16 protein-coding genes and 1 tRNA gene are annotated in these 22,025 nt (G+C 40.0%); 7 read left to right on the top strand and 10 right to left on the bottom strand.

The genetic code is table 11. The features are described from left to right. Positions 1-51 precede the first annotated feature (51 nt). Both H8B06_RS07025 and H8B06_RS07020 read right to left on the bottom strand, forming a co-directional pair. A complete protein-coding gene (locus H8B06_RS07025; protein WP_130140546.1) occupies positions 52-2,241 on the bottom strand; it encodes a glutamine synthetase III family protein in 2,190 nt (729 codons plus the stop codon). Between the two features lie 139 nt (positions 2,242-2,380). Beyond that, positions 2,381-5,131 (bottom strand): S9 family peptidase, encoded by a 2,751-nt coding sequence (locus H8B06_RS07020; RefSeq protein ID WP_190993581.1) that lies wholly within the window; start codon positions 5,129-5,131, stop codon positions 2,381-2,383. Between the two features lie 210 nt (positions 5,132-5,341). Here H8B06_RS07020 and H8B06_RS07015 point away from each other — a divergent pair, with 210 nt between their 5' ends. Continuing rightward, positions 5,342-6,076: an SIMPL domain-containing protein gene (locus H8B06_RS07015; protein ID WP_190993580.1), complete on the top strand. Its 735-nt coding sequence runs from the start codon at positions 5,342-5,344 to the stop codon at positions 6,074-6,076. Positions 6,077-6,081: 5 nt separating this feature from the next. Here H8B06_RS07015 and rnhA read toward each other — a convergent pair whose 3' ends face one another. Both rnhA and lon read right to left on the bottom strand, forming a co-directional pair. Next, entirely contained in the window at positions 6,082-6,570 is a 489-nt protein-coding gene (gene rnhA / locus H8B06_RS07010; protein WP_190993579.1) for a ribonuclease HI, read from the bottom strand. A 79-nt stretch (positions 6,571-6,649) separates the two neighbouring features. After that, on the bottom strand, positions 6,650-9,115 hold the full coding sequence (gene lon / locus H8B06_RS07005) for an endopeptidase La (protein ID WP_190993578.1): 2,466 nt from the start codon (positions 9,113-9,115) through the stop codon (positions 6,650-6,652). 294 nt (positions 9,116-9,409) lie between these two features. Here lon and H8B06_RS07000 point away from each other — a divergent pair, with 294 nt between their 5' ends. From H8B06_RS07000 to H8B06_RS06990, 3 genes are all read left to right on the top strand, one after another. After that, positions 9,410-10,081 (top strand): tetratricopeptide repeat protein, encoded by a 672-nt coding sequence (locus tag H8B06_RS07000; RefSeq protein WP_190993577.1) that lies wholly within the window; start codon positions 9,410-9,412, stop codon positions 10,079-10,081. 466 nt (positions 10,082-10,547) lie between these two features. Then, positions 10,548-13,634: a SusC/RagA family TonB-linked outer membrane protein gene (locus H8B06_RS06995; RefSeq protein ID WP_190993576.1), complete on the top strand. Its 3,087-nt coding sequence runs from the start codon at positions 10,548-10,550 to the stop codon at positions 13,632-13,634. A gap of 15 nt (positions 13,635-13,649) precedes the next feature. Next, complete coding sequence (locus H8B06_RS06990; RefSeq protein ID WP_190993575.1) at positions 13,650-15,335, top strand: RagB/SusD family nutrient uptake outer membrane protein; 1,686 nt, start codon at positions 13,650-13,652, stop codon at positions 15,333-15,335. Between the two features lie 56 nt (positions 15,336-15,391). Here H8B06_RS06990 and H8B06_RS06985 read toward each other — a convergent pair whose 3' ends face one another. The 4 genes from H8B06_RS06985 to H8B06_RS06970 all read right to left on the bottom strand — a co-directional run bounded on the left by H8B06_RS06985 (position 15,392) and on the right by H8B06_RS06970 (position 18,507). Next, positions 15,392-15,865 (bottom strand): helix-turn-helix domain-containing protein, encoded by a 474-nt coding sequence (locus tag H8B06_RS06985; RefSeq protein WP_190993574.1) that lies wholly within the window; start codon positions 15,863-15,865, stop codon positions 15,392-15,394. Between the two features lie 484 nt (positions 15,866-16,349). After that, the gene (locus H8B06_RS06980) at positions 16,350-16,646 is read right to left on the bottom strand and encodes an HU family DNA-binding protein (protein WP_130140537.1); all 297 of its coding nucleotides are present in this window, start codon (positions 16,644-16,646) and stop codon (positions 16,350-16,352) included. Between the two features lie 238 nt (positions 16,647-16,884). Further along, complete coding sequence (locus H8B06_RS06975; RefSeq protein ID WP_190993573.1) at positions 16,885-17,325, bottom strand: VOC family protein; 441 nt, start codon at positions 17,323-17,325, stop codon at positions 16,885-16,887. A gap of 102 nt (positions 17,326-17,427) precedes the next feature. Next, positions 17,428-18,507 carry an agmatinase family protein gene (locus tag H8B06_RS06970; protein ID WP_190993572.1) on the bottom strand — a complete coding sequence of 360 codons (1,080 nt, stop codon included), beginning with the start codon at positions 18,505-18,507 and terminating at the stop codon, positions 17,428-17,430. A 143-nt stretch (positions 18,508-18,650) separates the two neighbouring features. On the opposite strand from H8B06_RS06970, the gene H8B06_RS06965 reads away from it, so the two are divergent. After that, the gene (locus H8B06_RS06965; protein ID WP_130140534.1) at positions 18,651-19,529 is read left to right on the top strand and encodes a Ppx/GppA phosphatase family protein; all 879 of its coding nucleotides are present in this window, start codon (positions 18,651-18,653) and stop codon (positions 19,527-19,529) included. 62 nt (positions 19,530-19,591) lie between these two features. Further along, a tRNA-Leu gene (locus tag H8B06_RS06960) sits at positions 19,592-19,675 on the top strand. 60 nt (positions 19,676-19,735) lie between these two features. On the opposite strand, the gene H8B06_RS06955 is transcribed toward H8B06_RS06960, so the two are convergent. Continuing rightward, entirely contained in the window at positions 19,736-20,380 is a 645-nt protein-coding gene (locus H8B06_RS06955) for an NAD(P)H-binding protein (protein WP_190993571.1), read from the bottom strand. Positions 20,381-20,757: 377 nt separating this feature from the next. On the opposite strand from H8B06_RS06955, the gene H8B06_RS06950 reads away from it, so the two are divergent. Next, entirely contained in the window at positions 20,758-21,603 is an 846-nt protein-coding gene (locus H8B06_RS06950) for a VOC family protein (protein ID WP_190993570.1), read from the top strand. Between the two features lie 21 nt (positions 21,604-21,624). On the opposite strand, the gene H8B06_RS06945 is transcribed toward H8B06_RS06950, so the two are convergent. Beyond that, a complete protein-coding gene (locus tag H8B06_RS06945; protein WP_223857514.1) occupies positions 21,625-22,011 on the bottom strand; it encodes a diacylglycerol kinase family protein in 387 nt (128 codons plus the stop codon). Positions 22,012-22,025 lie beyond the last annotated feature (14 nt).

The following is a 22,025-nucleotide window of genomic DNA, read 5'->3' as shown; positions in this document are numbered from 1 at the left end:
TCAGTTTTTCGCTGAGTGCCGCCTTTATTATTGGAGGGCTAGTTAGTCGTATTATCTTAAGAATAAAAGCTCTCTTAATTTTGGAAGAGGCCATTTATTGTCATCAATGATTTTTTCCAATTTGTTCACATGATAACGAATCTCATCAAAATAAGGCTTGACAATTTCGTCATAAGCAATAGCAAGTTCACGTGTATCTTCAATCGTATTAGCGCGTTTCCGTGCTTGGCGCATTTCCTCGGCTTTCTCCAAAATCAAGTTGGTGTGTTTAGAAATACGTTCTACTAAATTAATTTGGGAGCTGTAGGATTCTTTTGGTAAACCTAAGTCTTTCAAGCCTCTTACATTCTCAATAAGTTCATTTTGGTAAATGAAGCATACTGGAGCAATCTGGCTCGTTACCACTTCGCCAATTACACGCGCTTCGATCTGAAGTTTCTTAAAGAAATTTTCCAATAAAATCTCATGGCGTGCTTCTGACTCACGTTTTGAATATATGCCTAACTTTTCAAATAAGGCGAGATTTTCTTCTTTAACATATACGTCTAACGCCTTAGGTGTTGATTTGATGTTTGAAAGTCCACGTGTCTCGGCTTCGATTGCCCATTCTTCGCTATATCCATTTCCTTCAAAACGAATCGCTTTCGATTCTTTGATGTATCTCCGGATAACATTAAGCAATGCGAGGTCTTTTTTCGTGCCTTTTTTGATTTGTTTGTCTACCTCTGTTTTAAACTCGATAAGTTGGTTGGCAACGATAGCATTGAGTACTATCATCGGCAACGCAGAGTTTGCAGACGACCCTACCGCACGGAATTCAAATTTATTGCCCGTGAAGGCAAAAGGAGACGTACGGTTACGGTCTGTATTGTCCAGCTTCAAATCTGGAATTTTTGGAATACCATGCCATAAGTTAGCATCGTTTTTCACTTTTTTCGCTACACGAGCAGATTCTACTTCTTCCAAGATCTCATCTAATTGAGACCCTAGGAAAATAGAAATGATTGCCGGAGGAGCCTCGTTTGCACCTAAACGATGATCATTACTATGACTGGCAATGGATGCGCGAAGCAAATCAGCGTGTTCATATACGGCTTTAATCGTATTCACGAAAAACGTTAAGAACATCAAATTGTTTTTCGGTGTCTTGCCCGGTGATAGTAGGTTGACACCTGTATTGGTAATTAATGACCAGTTGTTGTGTTTACCTGATCCGTTAATTCCGCTATATGGCTTTTCGTGCAATAATACTTTAAAGTGATGACGTACTGCTACTTGTTCCATCAAATTCATTAGCAATTGATTGTGATCGATAGCTAAGTTGATTTCCTCGTACATCGGAGCACATTCGAATTGTGAAGGTGCAACCTCATTATGGCGGGTTTTCAATGGAATACCAAGTTTCAATGCTTCATTTTCCAAATCGACCATATACGCCAATACGCGCTCTGGAATAGCGCCAAAATAATGGTCTTCCAATTGTTGTCCTTTTGCAGACATGTGCCCGAAAAGGGTACGGCCGGCAATTTGAAGATCCGGACGTGCATGAAATAAAGAAAGGTCTACTAGAAAATATTCTTGTTCGATACCAAGAGAAGCGTTTACTTTCGTTACAGACTTGTCAAAATATTGTACCACATCAGTAGCAGCTTTATCAATTGCTTCTATTGCTTTTAATAGGGGTGCTTTATAATCTAAGGATTCACCTGTATAAGATACAAATACGGTTGGAATACATAATGTTTTGCCTGCTGCGGTCTCAAAGATAAAAGCAGGGGAGGAAGGATCCCAAGCCGTGTAACCACGTGCTTCAAAGGTGTTCCGGATACCGCCACTTGGAAATGAGGACGCATCTGGTTCTTGCTGTGCAAGGGCATCGCCTGTGAATTTTTCAATTGCTTCACCATTCTCGTCAGGTTCAAAGAAAGCGTCGTGCTTTTCTGCTGTAGTTCCTGTCAACGGTTGAAACCAGTGGGTGTAATGCGTCGCTCCATTACTAATAGCCCATGTTTTCATTGCTTGTGCAATCTGATCGGCGAGTTCTCTTGAAATCTTTGTACCCTCGTCGATAATCTGAACAAGTTCTTTGTGTGTACTTTTCGAGAGGTAATCTTTCATCTTCGCATTAGTAAATACATTCTTTCCGTAAATACTAGTTGCCTTTAATGATTCTACTTTTTCCATATCTTCCATCGGACGAGATATGGCTAACTCTGCTGCTTTAAATCTTGGGCTTGACATTTTTTTATGTTATTTTTATAGTTTCGGTTGTTTTTTCGATGTAAAAGTACATCATTTTTTGTAAATAGTGTAAAAAAATGAAAAAAAATAGATTATTTTTATGTTTTAGGTGTTTTATTGTTGAAAATATAGATTTTTTTTAATCAAATCCCCAGTCTATTCCTTTTTCTGTAGCCGGAACACCATATTCGATCCATTTGGCGGCAGGTTTGTCTTTTAGGAAGTGGTCAAAGAACTGCGCTTGCCGAATTTGGATATCTTTTCGGTTTTGTCTTTTCATAAGGTTGTGCTCGTCCCCATTATAATTTAATAACCAAACGGGCTTCTGTAAACGTCGTAATGCCGTGAACATCTCGATACCTTGATACCAAGGCACCGCACCATCACTGTCATTGTGCATAATTGCAACAGGTGTAGTTACACGATCCAAAAAGAATAGCGGAGAATTTTCTATATAAAGGTCACGATCTTCCCATAGTGTTTTTCCGATTCTCGATTGTGTCCGTTCGTACTGGAACTGTCTGGACATGCCGCTCTGCCAACGGATGCCACCATAAGCTGATGTCATATTGACGACAGGTGCGCCACTCCATGCTGCAGCATACATATTCGTCCGCGTGATCAGATGCGCTACCTGGTAACCACCCCAACTTTGTCCCTGAATGGCCATTTTGGTGGAATCCACCCAAGAATTCTCTGCCAAATAACGCATGCCAGAATTTACATATTCCTCCGCGGATTTTCCTGGATATCCGATTTCATAACGAATATCGGGTGCAAATACCAAATATTCGTTACTTACATAATAAGGAATATTCAATCGGGAAGGCGTGGGAGCAGGAGCTTGATACGTATATAATCCGTTGCTTAGCTTTTCATAGAAATAAGCTATAATGGGATATTTCTTGTTCGGATCAAAGTTCTCAGGTTTATATAAAATACCCTCAGCCTCAAAGCCAGAGGGTGTCGTCCATCGTACCAGTTCTGCTGTTCCCCAGTTGTAAGTTGTTTGTTGTGGATTTATATCGGTAAGACGCGATTCGTTTTTGAATCGTTTGCTTACATATAAATCGGGCGAATAATTATAATTTTCTTTCGTATATATAATGGTTTCTCCATCTGATGTACTCTTGAAGTTTCGAAATGTATATCCAGCACAAAAGATTTCATTTGGCTTTCTACTTTTAGCGGTGTTTATGGTATACACCCCGTTATATTTGGTGCTTTCGTTAAATCCCGTGATAAAAACATGTTGTTTGTCAGGAATAAGTGTTGTCTTGTATCGAGGATTATCGCTCCGGTTTAAATCGATATAGCGGAAAATGGTTTGGATTGCACGACCCTCACCGATGGTGAGGAGTTCTTTTTGTTTTCCTGCTAAATCAAATTTCCATATATCATATCGGTCATAAATGTATACATCTTTTCCATCGGTAGACCAGCCGGCTATACCATAAGCGCCGGGTAAGGTAGGTGAATCGTTTTCTTCGTCAACGAAATTCACCGGCAAACCATCATTTAACAGAACCATTTTTCCGGAGGAAATGTGATAGCTATGCCAATTACCTGTTTCACGATTAAAATAGAGTACAAAATCTCCTTTTGGTGATAAATAGGCATAACCATTTAGATTCTCCTTTACAGTTCGCTTTTGGCCGGATAGCGTGGATACGACATAGATATCGGTTGGCGCAAAACCTTCCCATTGTGTGGCTATGCGTTTGCCAAAATCAGATGCTGCCAATACCCATTCGTTATCGCCTTCGTCTGTAATATGCGTGCGATTGAATGTCTCGTCAACAAGTGGCACGATACGATTACCATTATTGGGATAAATTACGGACAAGAAATTTTTCCTTTTATCCTGTTTTAGATTGGCGAGTTGCTGCGGTTGAATATAATCATCTTTCCAATGCCAGATGTCTATCTGTGCATGTTCGAAATCGACTAAGGTGGTATCTTTTATTTTGGGAATCGGCGCTAGCCCAAAAAATAGCTTTTTGCCATTCGCGCTGAATTTAAGTTCCCCGTCACCACTCACATACCATTGGGAGGGCATGCCGACACTTTGTTGACTAGCGATAATACGAGCCGTGTCTAATTGAGGGGTATAATAGTAAAGCTTGAAATCTTTGAGGAGTGATTTCTCCGGCGTTTTGTCTGCGAGAAAGGCAAGCTGTCTGCCGTTATCATCAAAAAGCAGTTCTTTATAGTTGCCTTGACCGTTACTGATTTTCTTCAATTTTTTGTCCGTCATATCAAAGAGATAAAGTCCAGCATCGGTCGAAAGAGAATCCTTTGGTTCATTTTTCTTCGAAAATAAAAGGAAATCTTCGTTCGGACTCCATACAAATTGATCGACTTTACAAAAATTTAGTGTATCGCCAGTGAGAAGGTTGCGCACGTGCAGTATAGAAATGGAATCAGAAGTCGAACTCAAAAACGCTACATACTCATTTTTATTCTGGGCGAGTTTGTAGACCTTCACAGCTGGGATTTTCCATTGATCTCTATGTTGAATGTCGACGATAATTAAAGAATCCTTCGGCATATCCGCATTTTTTTTCTTTTTGATTTTTGCCTGTCTTGTTTCTTCGAAAAGAGGTTTTATCTTACCAATGAGGAAAGATTCCTCCTGTGTGAGTTTTGCGTCGGTAACACGGGGTAAAGAAAAAAGGAGATCATTGTCCTTATTTTTGAGTTCAAAAATTGCATCGCCTTCTTGTGGCGTAATCTGATATTGGATAAATTTTCCTGTCTTACTAACGTCTGCATTGACAATACTTTTCCAACTATCATAAACGCGGTGATCTAATGGTTGTTTTTGTGCAAATAAACCGGTGGATAGGAGTAATAAGATACTTAAAGTAGAAGCTATACTAATTTTCATTCGTATAAATTATTTTTGATAGTGACGAAGCTTGCATAGACTGGATACGTATTGATATCCTTCTTGAGGTAGTGGTCCAGCAGGTGTCATCGGGGATGAACGAACTAATTTGCGTTGAAAGTAATAATTAAAATGTAAAAAGTCAATTTATTTAGGCATGGAAATTGGTATACAATTCCATCTAACATCTAAAAAACAAAAAATAAACAGATGAAATCAACTAGTATAATTGCAGCTGTAATTGGAGCGTTGGCGATCGTGATTTTCGCCGCGGTATTAGCGAATGCCTATAAATATAAGTACAAAATTAGTAATACAATAAACGTTACGGGAAATGCCAAAAAGGATTTTGAATCGGACATTGTAAAATGGTCTGCTTCATTTAGCCGGAAATCCATGGATTTAAGTTCAGCTTCAGAGCAATTAAAAAGAGACCGGGATTTAGTACGGCAATTTTTGGAGCAGCAGGGCATTAACCCGAAAGAGATTGTATTTAATGCGGTAAATATCAATAGGGAATTTTCCTACCATTCAGACGGACAAGGTAACAGCTATAATACATTTACCGGCTATAATTTGTCGCAGAACGTGAGCATCGAATCAAAAGATTTGGATAAAGTAGATAACGCATCGAGAGAAATTTCGACGCTCATCTCGCAAGGTATTGAGTTGAGCTCAAATTCTCCTAATTACTACTATTCGAAATTGGAAGATCTAAAATTGGAATTGATTTCCCAAGCTTCCGAAAATGCGAAACAACGTGCTTCAAACATCGCTACTGAGGCAGGCTCGTCGTTAGGCGATTTGATTAAAGCGGATTTAGGGATTTTCCAGATAACGGGACAGAATGATAATGAGGAATATTCGTATGGGGGCGCATTTAATACTACTGCTCGAAATAAAACAGCGAATATTACGGTAAAGACAAGTTATACAGCGAAATAATATTTCTATATTGTTGTTTCAAACACCGTATCAATCTTCCAATTAGCTTTATCTTTTGAGGCTTTTACGGCTAGTTGATCACAACGTTCGTTTAACGGATGTCCGGCATGACCTTTTACCCAAACTAACTTAATTTGATGCTGTTTGTACAAATTCATCAACCTCATCCAAAGATCTTTATTTTTTTTGCCCTGAAATCCCTTTTGCATCCAGCCGTATACCCACTTTTTATCGATGGCGTCAATAACATATTTGGAATCGGAATATATAGTGACTTTTTGATTTGTATTTTTTAGGGCTTCCAGGCCTACTATTACCGCCAAGAGCTCCATACGATTGTTCGTGGTTTTTCTAAAACCGCCGAAAAATTCCTTTTCAATAAGTTTGCCTTGAAATACGGGATTATTGCCTTGATAAACCGTTCTTAATATCGTACCGTACCCTCCTGGGCCTGGATTGCCGCTTGATGCGCCATCTGTATAAAGTTCAATCATTGATTCCAAACGTAAATAAAATGCTTTGCATTCACGACTTTCTAAAAAAGCCCGCTTTACAATGTGCGGGCTTATGGGATTAATTTGTATTTGTATGATTCAAATCCTTCGGACGCTTAACTTGCTGCTTTAAAAGCGCAATATCGATGACTTCAGACATTTTGGTTACATAATGGAATTGTAAATCTTTAACATAGTCTTCCTTGATTTCCAAAACATCTTTCTCATTCGTTTTACACAATATGATCTCCTTAATGTTTGCACGCTTGGCAGCTAGAATTTTTTCCTGTATACCACCAACAGGAAGTACGCGGCCGCGTAAGGTAATCTCTCCAGTCATAGCCAGTTTTTCTTTCACCTTTCGTTGTGTGAAAAGAGAGGTCAGTGCGGTTAACATGGTTACACCTGCCGAAGGACCATCTTTTGGCGTGGCACCAGCAGGGACGTGGATATTGACATCCCAGTTGTCAAATACACGATAGTCTATCCCGAATTCTTCCGCATGGGATCTTAGATATGCCATTGCAATAGTAGCCGATTCTTTCATCACGTCGCCGAGATTACCCGTTAGGTTTAGCTTTCCTTTTCCCGGACTTAAACTCGATTCTATAAATAGAATATCACCACCTACTGCCGTCCAAGCAAGCCCTGTAACAACACCTGCAATCTCGTTGTCCTCATACAGATCTTTATCAAATAGAGGTGCACCAAGGATTTCCTCTGTCATGTGCGGGTTTATTTTCGGGTTGTATTGCTTTTCCATAACGATGCGAGTTGCTATCCCCCGTACGATAGAACCGATTTTCTTTTCTAAACCGCGCACGCCAGATTCTCGGGTGTATTCCTCAATGATTTTTTCAATCACTTTGCTTGTGAGCGAAATATCCTTTTTTGTCAATCCATGTTGTTGAAGTTGTTTAGGAAGAAGGTGTTTTTTCGCGATTTCTATTTTCTCTTCGATCGTATAGCCATTTACTTCGATAATCTCCATACGGTCCAATAAAGCTGGTTGGATACCGTTTAATGAATTTGCCGTAGCAATAAACATGACTTTAGAAAGATCATATTCCATCTCTACATAATGGTCGTAAAAATTCGTGTTTTGCTCTGGATCCAATACTTCCAACAGGGCCGATGACGGATCTCCTTTAAAATCTGCACCTAATTTGTCTATCTCGTCCAAAACAAATACAGGGTTGGATGTTCCTGCTTTATTGAGTGATTGAATAATACGTCCGGGCATAGCACCGATATAGGTTTTTCGGTGCCCACGGATTTCTGCTTCGTCGCGGATTCCACCTAATGCCATACGCGTATATTTACGTCCTAATGCCTTTGCAATGGATTTTCCAAGGGATGTCTTTCCGACGCCCGGAGGCCCTACTAAACAAAGAATAGGTGCCTTCATGTCATTTTTTAATTTTAATACGGCTAGGTATTCGATAATACGTTGCTTAACTTTCTCCAATCCATAGTGATCCTTATCCAGGATTTTTATCGCTCTGTTTAAATCAAAGTTGTCTTTCGTATATTCTCCCCAAGGCAAATCGAGCAATAATTCTAAATAATTAATCTGGACAGAATAATCGGCGGCAGCCGGATTGATGCGCCCGAGCTTTTCGAGTTCTTTATAGAAATGCTTTTGTACTTCTGCCGACCATTTCTTCAATTTAGCTCGACCTTCCAACTCCTGCATTTCCAAGTCTGGTGTATTGCCTCCAAGCTCTTCCTGGATAGTTTTTAATTGCTGGTTCAAGAAATAATCTCGTTGCTGCTTATCTAAATCTACCCGAACTTTGTTTTGGATTTGATTTTTTAGCTCCAACATTTGGATTTCGGTAGTGAGGTGTTCCAATAGGATTTTGGCGCGCTTCACAAAGTCTTTTGTCTCTAGAAGTTCTTGTTTTTGATTTATTTCCAGAGACATATTCGACGAAATAAAATTCACAAGGAAGGTTGGACTTTCAATATTTTTGATCGCCATACCCGCCTCACTAGGAAGGTGTGGGGAGAGCTGAATAATTTGAAGTGCCATCTCTTTAATGGAAGAGATTAGTGCCTTAAACTCCCTGCTAGATACTTTTGGTTTATCCTCCGCAACCCGTTCTACCTTAGCTTTTAGATAAGGATCTTCCGCAACCATTTCGGTTATTTTAAATCGCTGTTTGCCTTGGATAATGACCGTTGTATTGCCATCGGGCATTTGCAATATTTTAATGATATTGGCCGCAGTACCGATTTTATAGAGTTGGTCTAACGTAGGCTCTTCAATATTCATGTCTTTTTGAGACACGACGCCGATGGTCCGGTCCCCCTTGTACGCTTCCTTTACTAGTTTAATAGATTTGTCGCGCCCCACGGTAATAGGGATGACAACACCCGGAAAAAGTACGGTGTTGCGTAAGGGGAGTATAGGTAATATTTCGGGTATATCTGCTTTGGTCATCTCTTCTTCATCCTGAGAGCTTAACAACGGAAAAAACTCCGTGTCCTCATTTATGACAGAAAATACGTGTTTGATATCAAATGTGTCGTTTTTATTCATATATACGTTTGTTCTTCCGACAATATGTCAGAATTTTTGCTAATTTCTGAGATAGTAATAATGGAATCAATACGTGCAAGAGAAATGCCAACTTTAAAATTTGGTATCATTTATGTTAATAAACAATAAAACCTGTTAAATCGGCAGCATTGGGCAGGTAATAAAGACATTTTGTTTAGTTATAAATGTGGAAATGTTTATAACTTCGCATTGTGTTGTTAAACTATTTAATGGAGATTTATTCCAAACGAAAATAGTGTTTAATAAAAATTAGCATAGAATAAAACAAATTATATGAAACGGAGATTTTTGAGTAACCCATGGAGAGCAGTGAAATTAGGCTTAGCTTCAGCTACACTTGCTTTGTTTACATTAACAGTTCAGGCGCAAGAACAAGCTCAGCATAGCAATCCAAATGTTCGTTTAGGTCAGAAAGCGTTATTGGAAGGCGATTTTAAATCAGCATCCTCTCATTTGCAAAAAGCACTTCCTGCGGAAGCAAACGATCCGGATGTACAGTATTTATTGGGATATTCGCAATTCCATAATGGCGAATATAATAAAGCCATCGAAACGTTTAAGAAAGTTATTTCTTTAGATCCAAAACATACGTCTGCGTATTATTATAAAGCTAAAGCTAGCAGTAATTTAGCAGTTGCGGGTGCGAGTAAATTAGATAATGCAGCAAAAGAGCAATTATTAAAAACGGCGATCGAAGATTACAGTAAAGCTGTCTCGATCACGCCAAACGATGCAAAACTCTACCAAAATAGGGCAATAGCATATCGTGATCTCGGTATTTTGACGGGTACAGCAGGTGTAGCTAATTACAATAAAGCAAAAGCGACAGATGCCTATAACAAGGCCGTAGCTGATTATGAAAAAGTACTTAGTTATGATGCTTCTCGTAAGGATATCCAAACGGAAGTGAAAAAAGCAAAGGTTTATCGAGATAATTTAAAATAGCGATAGCTATCCCTAAAATTTTCTAAAGCTAAAGGGCAGTCCATATTGGACTGCCCTTTTTCGTAAGCTAACCGTGTGTTTTAAGTTGAACCTTATGGATGTAAAGTTCGCTATGCAAGTGTTATCTATGTTCATTATCCTGCTAATGGACAATACTCCATTGTAACTATATCTTCGTTTGCAGGACTTTCGGAAACGTTGCCGGTAACGATTGCGCTTTTTTAATAGGAGATTAATTCGAGAATTATAGGTGAGTTCGCTATCTTCAACAAGCTAATACTATAAATCTAGTTGTTTATCTTTCTTCTTTCAGAGAAGGATAAATGGCTGGCCAAGTTAAATAAACATATAATAAAACGTTATGATATCTATTTGGTATTTATCTTCAGGTCATTTCTTCTACGACTAGCCTAATCACTATTGCAACACAATCACAATTACATCATCTTACTTAAACAAATCATTTATGAGGAAATTCATATTTTTATTTTTTGCCTTTCTATCCAGTGTGTACGTATTTGGACAAAATCGAGAGATTACTGGTATTGTGAAGGATGAAGACGGGATTCCATTGGCCGGTGTAAGCGTTCGGCTCGCAGAATCTACGATAGGTGCCAGCACCGATGCCGATGGTACTTTTAGATTAACTATTCCGCAAGAAGGAACGCATACCCTTGCCGTCGATCTGATGGGGTACAAGTCCAAAGTTTTATCTGTAGGAATGGAGACAACATTGGATATCGTTCTAATCGTGGACGAAGCCCAGATCTTGGATGAAGTGGTAGCAGTAGGATATGGCAGTGTTCGTAAAAGAGATCTCACGGGGGCAGTAGGCTCGGTTGGCGGTAAGGAACTACAGGAGCGCGGAACGACCTCTGCCATGGAGGCATTGCAAGGTACGGTGCCGGGAGTTGATATCAGTAGTACATCTACACGTCCCGGGAGATCGTTCAATATCCAGATTAGAGGGCAAAACTCTATCGCTGGTGGTAATCCCTTGTATATCGTAGATGGTATTGCTACTGGAAATATAGATTTTCTGAACCCCGCCGATATTGAAAACATTGATGTTTTAAAAGACGCCTCTTCGACAGCTATCTATGGGTCAAGGGGATCAAACGGTGTTGTTATCGTGACCACCAAGAATGCCGGCAGACCGGGAGATACGCGAACAACAGTGACGTATGATGGCTATTACGGTGTGCGGCAATTGGCCAGGATCCCGAATTTTATGGATGGCCGGGAATGGGTTGATTTTCGTACCTCCGCATTTTATACCTATGCTAATGATCAGTATTCTTTAGGAACGCCAAACACTATTTTACAGAACAGTCCGCTGTTGGAATCACGCCTATACAATGAAGAGTATGAAGACTGGTTGGGCTTGGGGACGAAGACAGGGCAACAACAAAACCATTACCTGGGCATTGCTGGGGCTTCCGAGAAATTAACCTATAATTTGGGCGTAGGATATCAACAGGAAGTCGGAAATTTTCTGAAGGAAGATTTGAATCGATATACATTGAAACTTTCGGTAGAGCATAAAACATCTGATTATTTTAGTACCGGAGCAAGTATCAATTTTGTGCACGGTGTGAATAATGCCGGAAGTGAGTACGGCTACCGCGACATCCTGCGTATGCCATCAATATTGTATGCCTACGACGATAATGGTAGTCTAATTGCACAACCCGGTATTGCTGCGTCGATTCAAGGGGAAGGAAATTTTACCAGCTCGCCCAATCCGTTGAACGAAATCAACAGCGGTACGGAGGAAATTCGTCAATACGATCTATTGTCTAATATTTTTGCAGAATTGCGTCCGATGGAAAATCTATCGATCCGTAGTACCTTCATGCCTAGACTTAACCGCACGCGGACAGGCCGGTACTATGGTATCGTGCCCGGAACGCGAAATCAGGATGTTTCTTATCAGAATAATATCGAAAGTTTAGAATGGACTTGGGATAATGTCATTAATTATAATACGCTTTTTGGCGACGATCATAAGATAGACGTCTCGTTGATCCAAAGTGCTTACAAGACCCGAATAGAGGGGATTCAGGCCGGTGCAAACGATTTGCCTTACCCATCGCAGTGGTATAACCTATTTAGTGGTTCATTTGCGCCCAATCAATCCGGAACATCCTACGCGGAAACAGCTTTGCTTTCTTTTGCCGCACGTGCGAATTATGACTTTAAAGGACGTTATCTGTTAACCGGTACGGTGCGGTACGACGGCAGTTCCAAGCTGCGTAATAAATGGGCTGCATTTCCATCCATGGCAGCAGCATGGCGTATATCCGAAGAAAACTTTATGCAGAATGCCTCGTTTGTCAACGACCTGAAACTACGGGCGAGCCTTGGGTATTCTGGTAATAATAATGGTATTGAGGCATTTGGCTCTCAGTTGACGCCGCAAACGGGTTCGATCATCTGGTATGATTTTAATGGCGATGCCGTGAGAGGCTTCCTGTCAGGACCTCCAATCAATCCGGTGATTACGTGGGAAAAAACGAGAGAATTAAATGTAGGGGTGGATTTTAGTTTATTTAATTATCGCGTACGCGGTAATATCGAGTTGTACGACAAGCTTTCTGATGGTTTATTGATGCAGCGTACGCTGACGGTTGAATCAGGTGTGCCGTATATGATGGATAATATCGGTTCAGTCAATAACCGAGGCGTGGAAGTAGGGTTGCATACAACAAATATCAGTCGGAACGACTGGGAATGGACAACCTCTTTTATGTTTTCCCACAATAAAAACCAAATTCGCAGTTTATATGGAAAGAAAGAAGATGTCGTAGGAGAAGCACGCTTTATCGGTCAGCCTATAGAAGTTATATACGATTATCGGATTACGGGTTTATGGCGTATGGATCAGTTAGCGGAAGCTGCACAGTATGGTCAACAACCCGGTCAGGCTATTGCTGCTGATACGGACGGTAACGGAGAGATAACACCAGCCGATCGGGTGATCTTAGGTTCTCCTTATCCGGATTGGATTGGTAGCGTGACCTCCAACCTTCGTTACAAAAACTGGGATCTTTCTGTTAACTTATATACCCGTCAAGGCGTTTTTGTTGCGGATAGCTTCCTAGAAGAATTTGGCCCACAAAATACACAACGCGGTCGTCCAAAAATTAATTATGATTATTATATTCCGCCAGGCGTGCCACGTTATGATTGGAATAATTGGAGAGCGCATGTCGATGGAAGCCCGCAAGCTGTTTGGGGGGATAGCGGTGTAGGTAATGAGAACGCAAAATATCCACATCCGCAGAATGTAGGGCCTTATTACGGTAATAACGGACGTTATACCGATGCCTCTTTTGTTAAGATTCGGAATATTGTGATGGGCTATTCATTGCCAAGTGAAATAGTTTCGAAATGGAAGATGTCGTCCATGCGTATATATGCCAATATTTTGAATCCTTTTGTCTTTACCAAATATGAAGGTTGGGATCCGGAATATGCTACGACAGCGTTGAGTAACGGAAATGGGCCGAGTAACGTGACGTATCAATTGGGGGTGAATGTTAGATTTTAATTAAAAGAGAAAGAGATGAAAAAAATAGTATATACATTATTTGTTGGGGTACTTATGCTATCGGGATGTGCTAAGTTTCTCGAAGAGGATAACCGGGGAGGTATTACCAATGACGAGTTTTATCGAACAGAGGCAGGATATCGGTCTATCGTAAATTCTTCGTATGCTACATTGCGGACTACGTTCGGTACGGAAGCTCCATGGCTTTTATTGGGTGGGACGGATATCTATCAAATGAACAGAGAGCAGGCCAACCGTGCGTTGATGGAGTATACGCAGCTTTTTGCTGATAATGGCGATGTGCTAACATTTTATCGAAATTGTTATGAAGCTATACAAAACATCAACGTGGCGATTTTTTATAACGATATCACGGAGGTGGATGAAGAGCAGCGAAAAACCTGGTTAGCCGAGTTGAGATTTTTGCGCGCTTTCTATCATTTTACCCTGATTGAGCAGTTTGGGGGCATCGTTATCAATGACGAACCCACCTTGGAAGGGCCGCGTTTAAATTTGCCTCGGCAATCGTTAGAAGCGTCTTTTGATTTTGTTATCCGTGAAATGGAAGCAGCATTGCCCGATTTGAAAGATGATCGCGCCCGGGTGAGCAAGGCTGCGGCAAATCATTACCTTGCCAAAGCTTATTTAACAAGGGCTTGGGATTTAGGAGAAAGTGCTGATTTTACAAAGGCACAAGCGTACGCAGAAGCAGCAATCGGTGGTTATAATATCAGTATTCCGTATGAGGCGTTATGGTCTCCATCGAATGAAATGAATGACGAAGTACTGTTTGCTGTACAATACGATGGAAAATCGATCGGCGATGTTAGCGAAGGAAACAACCAGCAGTCTTTATTTGGACCCTACCTAGGCGGAGCAGAGTTAAATCATAAGTATATGTCTTCGCCGTTGATTCCTGCTTGGAATTTACATAAGTTTTATGAAGAGAACGATGCTCGGTATGATGCGACGTTTATGTTGACGATCTACGATCAGTATTTTGATTACTATGATGGCAATAAGGACAAAAATGAAATATTAATTCGGGCTTATTATCCACGGGTATGGGATCGGGAATACACGCGTGCGGATTCCTTAGCTTGGGTTGCTGGAAAAGAACACCAGATTGCTCCAAATTTTCGCTACTATCCGTTCAAATATGATGAGCAAGCATATCGTGCGGCCTATCAGATAGATATGAGTACGCCGGTTATCAAAAAATTTGATAGCCCAAGTACGAGACAAGTCTTCAGTACACACGCCAGTGTACGGGATATTGTATTGGCTCGTAAAGCAGAAACTTATTTTCTATATGCAGAAGCCAGTATCGGCTTGAATGATTTTCCGACGGCAGAACAATACGTACAACGGGTTTTGGACCGCCCTGAAAATGCCAAAGACGGTAGTACACTTACGCCTTCACAAAGTATTGCAAATGCATCAAGTCAAAGTGAAGCGTTGGATGGATTGCTGATCGAAAGTGCTAAAGAGTTTGCTGGCGAATATTTGCGTTGGGCGGAACTACGTCGCACGGGAAAATTAAAAGAGTTGTGCGGACGTTATAACTTTGACATACGACGGGTTGGTGTGGACGCGGCATTTCGTGGTCAGGATGGACAGGATAAGATCTATCGTCCCATTCCGCAAGCAGCAATCGATATCAACGAAGCTGAAGTTTTGCAAAACCCGGGCTATAATTAAAAAAAAACACTAGATCGCTAGAAATAATAAGTCTCTTTGCGTTGAAGTAAAGAGACTTATTTCTTTTTTACGTAACGTTTGATGTTGCCTTCTTTAATGTATTCTAATTCTCCTTCTTTGCAGTAAGCCGTGAGATAAACCGAGAATTTGTTGCTCTCACTTTTATCAGATTCCAGCTTTTCAATAACTTCTGCAACTCGTTTAGGGGTTTGGAAGAAGTCACTGTTATTGACTAGTTCGTCTAGCTTTTTGGTGATATCTATTCTATGTTTTGTTGATGGAGGAAGTGTGTAGAGCGGTGTGAGGTCTATATCATTTGCAAAAACGTCCTTGGGTTGTATTTTTAGGGCACGACAAATAAGTAGGAAGTTATTCAATGTAGAGCCTTTGCCCTTTTCTAAGGCTGAGACCGTATTGACGGTAAGCCCTGTCATATTTGCGATGTCATTCTGTGAGAAAGACAATGCTTCGCGTCGTGCGCGAAGTTTAGCGCCGATGCCAATAAGTATATCCCGGTTGATATGTCGCACATCGCAAATAGAATCATTGTTTGCGCAAATTTTGTATAAATAAAATTTAATAAATATTTGCTTTTAGTAAAAGATGTTGTATATTTGAAGTGGAAACCATATATCTTAGCTTATGCAAACCGAATTTTTATTTTTATAAGCAAAATAAGGGGCTAAGAATTGATCTTGACATAATTTATAAGAGATTTTGATTGTTCTTTAATATAGTGGGATTGAAAGCCTGAAAAAAATATTTGGCAATAGGTGGTGGTGGTCTATGTGTCCGTTTATAGTGTGTTTATAATACAAATTTTAAGACACACAGCCCGGTATGAACGGGAAACACATGGACTTCTTTACCACCGCCGTAACCAATAAGATCCCCAACTTACGCAGCCTCGTAAAAAATCCGCTAAGTATACACGTCATACGGGGCTGTCGTAAGTTGTTTTTACAAAAAAAAATAGGGAGCAAGGCTCCCTATTTTTTTGTAATTATTTTTAACCTATTTTTTCTTTCCCTTTTTAGGTGCATCTACGGCCTCTTTAAGAGCCTTACCTGCCGTAAATTTAGGAAGTTTTTTCGCAGCTATTTTGATAGTAGCACCCGTTTGCGGGTTTCTACCGTTGCGAGCAGCACGATCAGATATACCAAAAGTTCCGAAACCAATTAAGGTCACGTTTTCGCCCTTTGCTAAAGATGAGGATACGGCTCCTGTAAAACTGTTAACGGCTTTCTCTGCTTGTGACTGCGTAATTCCAGCCTCGCTGGCAATATGCTTAATCAAGTCTGTTTTGTTCATTATTATTCAAGTTTAAGATTTATAGTTTAATACACTAATTCTATGCCACAAATACAAATTTTAGATAATAATCTAATTTTTTATCCGACCCTCCCTAGCAGCTTATCTTATTAGGCTTACGTGCTTCCGGTTCGAATATAAATATAATATCGTTTAAACCAAAATTAATCCTAAAGAATAATAATTTTTTTTCTTTCTTCTTAAAAAGAAATCTTTAAAGACTCAAGTTTATCGATTACTACATTGTTTTATTGCCTTCGTAGTGAATCATCCAAGTGATGCCAAACTGATCTATGAAGGAAGAGAACAATTCAGCGAAGAATGTTTCACCCAGATCCATTTCCATGGTTTGTGCATTTACGCTGAGTTTATTATGCAGTTCCTGTGCCTGTTCTGCTGAGTCGGTGTCCAGCATAATATAGTTAGCTGTACCAAATACAGCTTTTTGACCAAAACTCTCGACGCAGTCCGAGCCCATAATCATCGCATGCTCGTTAATACGCAAAGCTGTGTGCATGATTTTGTTTTTGTCTGTTTCGGAGATGCTGAAATTTGGATCTGCGGGCATATCTCCAAATCGATGAAGCCCTTGTAGCGGGCCGCCGAAAACAGTTTGGTAAAACTGAAAAGCTTCTTCACAGTTTCCATTAAAATTGAGGTAGGCGTGTAGTCTTGTCATGATTTTAAATTTTTTCAATAAACAGCTTGCTAGCCATGTTATCGTTAACCAAAGATAAGCGCTTGCAAAAAGTGATATCTTGCCATAAGACAAGAAACGAATTTAAAACGTAATGGGTGTACCGGTATCTAATCCATTGTTTTTTGCTAACACACCACACAGGTGGAATAGTAGGCGTGCGCCGACATTCCCGTCCCATTCATCCGTCTCCCCGGGTGCTACCTCGACTAAGTCAATACCAATAATATTCTTGTTGGAATTCGCTAAAGTATTCAGCATATAGGTCGCTTGTTCATAGGATAGTCCACCTGGTACCGGTGTTCCAGTGTTTGGGCAATACCATCTATATAAGGCATCAATGTCGAAACTCACGGCAACGTTGTGGGGAAGTAAGTCGATCATTTCATCGACTTGTTGCCGCCATGTTTTACCTTCAAATTGTTTTGCTTTGAGATCGGCATCAGTAAAAACGTGGATTTTATCAGAAGATTTTACAACAGAAACCTCTTGTTCACAAAAATCACGTATCCCTACCTGAATCAATTTGCTAACTTGAGGTAATTGAATAGCATTGTACATAATAGAAGCGTGTGAATAGGTAAAACCTTCGTAGGCGATGCGAAGATCCATGTGTGCATCGAAATGAAGAATACCAAAATTATCATATTTATCAGCTAAAGCCCGGTAGTATCCTAACGGAGTAGAATGATCACCACCGAGTAGGATGACCTTTTTGCCTTTGGCAAACCAATTTGATACGTGTTGATGTAAAGCATTATTCAAAGATTCACAAGCTTCGTTGATGATTGCTAAATCTGCTTGCAGTTCGGGGCTTTGTTGAATATCCTTTCCCGCTTCTAAGGCTTCTATAATAGGTTGGGCCAGCTCTTTGTATCGTTCGTTATTGGATACCCAATGCGCTGGAGCTTCGTCCATGTATATCCCAAGTTTCCATAAATCGGGAAACTCCTGATGAAGTAAGTCTACTTGAAAAGATGCTTCCATAATGGTTTCTGCACCTAGTGATGCTCCTTCCCCATAGCTCACGGTTACTTCCCACGGTACAGGTACGACGATAATTTCACTTTCGTCGGCAGTAAACGGTAGGCCGTAGATGCTAGCATCAGCCAAGCCGGGCTGCGATGGATCAAAATTTGCTATTTTTTGTTCTTTTGTAGACATGGTGTAATGATTTAATTTTGGTTGTAAAGATAATAGAAAGATAAAAATAAAATAGATACATTAACTTAATACAATATTAATATTGGATTTGTTAATATTGTACTTATTAAAAGGTATAATCAACACCATCAAAAATATTATTTGTGAGATACGGAGCCATAGACATCGGATCTAACGCGGTTAGATTATTAATTGCGGAAGTCAATCCTGAAACTAAACCTGTCCAGTTTAAAAAAGAAGCACTTATTCGCGTACCTTTACGCTTAGGCGATGATGCGTTTATAGATCATCATATTTCAAAATCTAAATTTGATAATATGGTGAAAACGATGCAAGCTTTTCGGAATCTAATGGATGTTTACCGTGTTTCTGATTATATGGCTTGTGCTACTTCCGCCATGCGAGAGGCAGACAATGGCGGAGATATTGTGAAGGCTTGTCAAAAAGTAGGTATCGATATTCAAATCATAGATGGCAGTAAGGAAGCGAAAATTATTTATAGCAGTCATCTTCAAGACAAGATGAATGCAGATAAAGTTTATCTTTATATCGATGTGGGAGGTGGAAGTACAGAGATCTCGCTTTTTGCAGATGGAACGTTGGTGGCTTCCAAATCTTTCAATTTAGGAACTATCCGAATATTGGATAACCAGGATAAACCCGAAACCTGGGATGATATGAAACAATGGATAAAGGAGCATACCAAAAAATATAAACACATATACGGGATCGGAACAGGTGGGAATATCAATAAGCTTTCACGGATCGCTAATGATAAAGCCGACAAGCCAATGTCTTATGCTAAGCTTCGGGCTATTTATCAACATTTAAATGCCTATTCGCTGAAGGATCGTATTCATGTGTTGGGGTTAAAGCAAGATAGGGCTGATGTTATTATCCCAGCTGCTGAGATTTTCCTAACCATTATGAAAGTGGGACGTTTAAAAAACATTGTTGCTCCTAGGGTGGGGTTGGTAGATGGAATTATTCAGACTTTGATAGACAATAACTTACAGAAATAATCTTAAAATTGCTTGAAATCTTTTTCAAATGTCCTAAAAAGCATTACTTTTGCTAACGCAATGCCCAGGTGGCGAAATTGGTAGACGCACCATCTTGAGGGGGTGGCGCTCGCAAGGGCGTGGCAGTTCGAATCTGCTCCTGGGCACAACGGAAAAGACCTTGCGAAAGCAAGGTCTTTTTATTTAGAAGTGGCATCAAGCTGGCTTTACACCGAAACTTCCTTAATTTCTTTCAATATCACCGTCTTTTGTCTTTCCTTAAATTTAAAATAGGAAGCTATCATGGCTTTTGCCAATCGCTTTGTTGATAGGGGTTCATACCTCTTAAACAGACCGATAGCATTGAATGCTTTTAGTAATTTGATCATAGCTTTTTCTCCTTTTCGATCGGAGTCAGGCCTTTCGATACCGCCGGGATGAAGAATAACCAACTGGGTGAAATTTAACTTTTTAATATTTTCCTCTAAGGAGCCTTTCATTTTATTATAAAATAAAGAAGACTTAGCGTTAGCCCCGAAAGCCGAAAGCAGCAGAAAACTTTCCACTCCACTCGCTTTGGCTATCGATGCAAATTCTAGTTGGTAATCGTGATCTACCCGCCATTGTGCATCTTTACTACCTGCATCTTTCAAGGTTGTGCCGAGACAGGAGAAAGCGACATCGCCCTGAATATACGCTTTATAATCGCTGAGTTTTTCAAAATCAACAACAATCTCGGTCAATTTAGCTTGCTGACTAAAAAAATCCCTGCGAACCAATACGGTCACTGCATCAAACCGATTGTCTTCCAAAAGTTGCGCGACCAGTTCCTTTCCCGTAGCTCCGGTACCGCCAATGACGATTGCTTTCATCCGTTTTTCTTTTTTAATTTATTTCAATTTAAATTCTTCTAAAATAAAATATTTCCACCATCTAACAGAATTATTGACCGCCATTGTCGTTTTTCTATGTCTTCAGACGTATTCCGATGGACTAAGTTGGTACATATTATTCGACAACGTTGGTGGAATATATATTGTCCTTAATAGAAGGGTACGAAAGCAAGGTATTTGGATGAATTGGTGTATGAACTGGCGAAAGGCAAAAAGATTAACACACTAATTAGGATTTCTTGTCTTATGGAAAGTTATCTCGCAAAATATTTCTATAACTTGTTGTTGTCATAACGGCTAAACTTTTAGCAAGGTTGAAAGTATATTTTATATGAAAATTAAAGACGTATTTCATCATGAAAAATAATATTTATCCCTGCATCTGGTTCGACAAGGACGGAAAAGATGCCGCCCAATTTTACATGGACACATTCGGTGACGGAAAAATCACGACAGACACAAAAATGGTGGTGACGTTTGAACTAAGTGGGCAAAAATTTCTGGCGCTTAATGGCGGACCGGAAATCAAGCCTAATCCTGCTGTTTCGTATATGGTTGTTTTGGAAGATAAAGCTGAACTGGAAAGCATCTGGAACAGACTATCGGATGGCGGAAAGACGTTGATGCCACTTGATAAATATGACTGGAGTGAAAAATACGGCTGGGTTCAGGACAAATTTGGTGTTTCTTGGCAACTGTATTTTGGGGAAGTAAATGACGATGTGCATGGACAAAAATTCATTCCGACTTATATGTTCACCCAAGAATACAATGGCAAGGCAGAAGAAGCATTGAATTTTTATGTAAAGCTGTTTAAAAACAGCAAATTGGACGGTGTGATGAAACACCAGGAAGGGCAGATGAAAGGTTTAGTGATGCACGCGCAGTTTGTACTGGACGATTATGTTATGGCGGCAATGGACGGTGGAAACGGGCATGATTTTCATTTTTCGTGGGGAAATTCCATGTTCATTGAATGTGAAACACAGGAAGAAATTGACCACTTCTGGAATGCTTTTGCAGCGGGTGGGGAAGAAAGCCAGTGTGGATGGATCAGGGATAAGTTTGGGGCGTGGTGGCAAGTGATTCCGAAGCAATTAGTCGTTTGGATGACCGATCCGCAGCTTGCACCTAAAGTAAGCGAAGCTTTTTACAAAATGAAGAAAATCGATATTGAAACACTGAAAAAAGCTACAGAATAGCAAAAAATCAATATGTGCTGTTTATAATATGGCCAGCAATTTGGGGCCGAAGATATAAACAGCAATAACGACCGACATAAGAGCGCTTATCAATACGGCTGCTGCGGCTAGATCTTTGATTATTTTGATTTTGTGATGGTACGTCGGTGATATATAATCACAGATATTCTCTACCGCTGTATTGAGTATTTCTGTTGTGAAGACAATTCCGATGCATAAGATTACCGCTAACCATTCACTTTTATCAATGTCAAAATACCATCCGCAGATTATTGCGATAATACCGGCAACAAAATGTATCCTAGCATTAGGTTCTTCACGGATAAGATGAAGTAATCCTTTAAAAGCATATTTGAAACTTCGGATTCTTCTGCCTAAGGTAAATTTTTTATTATTCGGCGGCATCATAGCAGCGTGTTTGG

Source organism: Sphingobacterium micropteri, assembly GCF_014692515.1.
Classification (GTDB): domain Bacteria; phylum Bacteroidota; class Bacteroidia; order Sphingobacteriales; family Sphingobacteriaceae; genus Sphingobacterium; species Sphingobacterium micropteri.
This window is presented reverse-complemented; position numbering and strand designations above follow the sequence as displayed.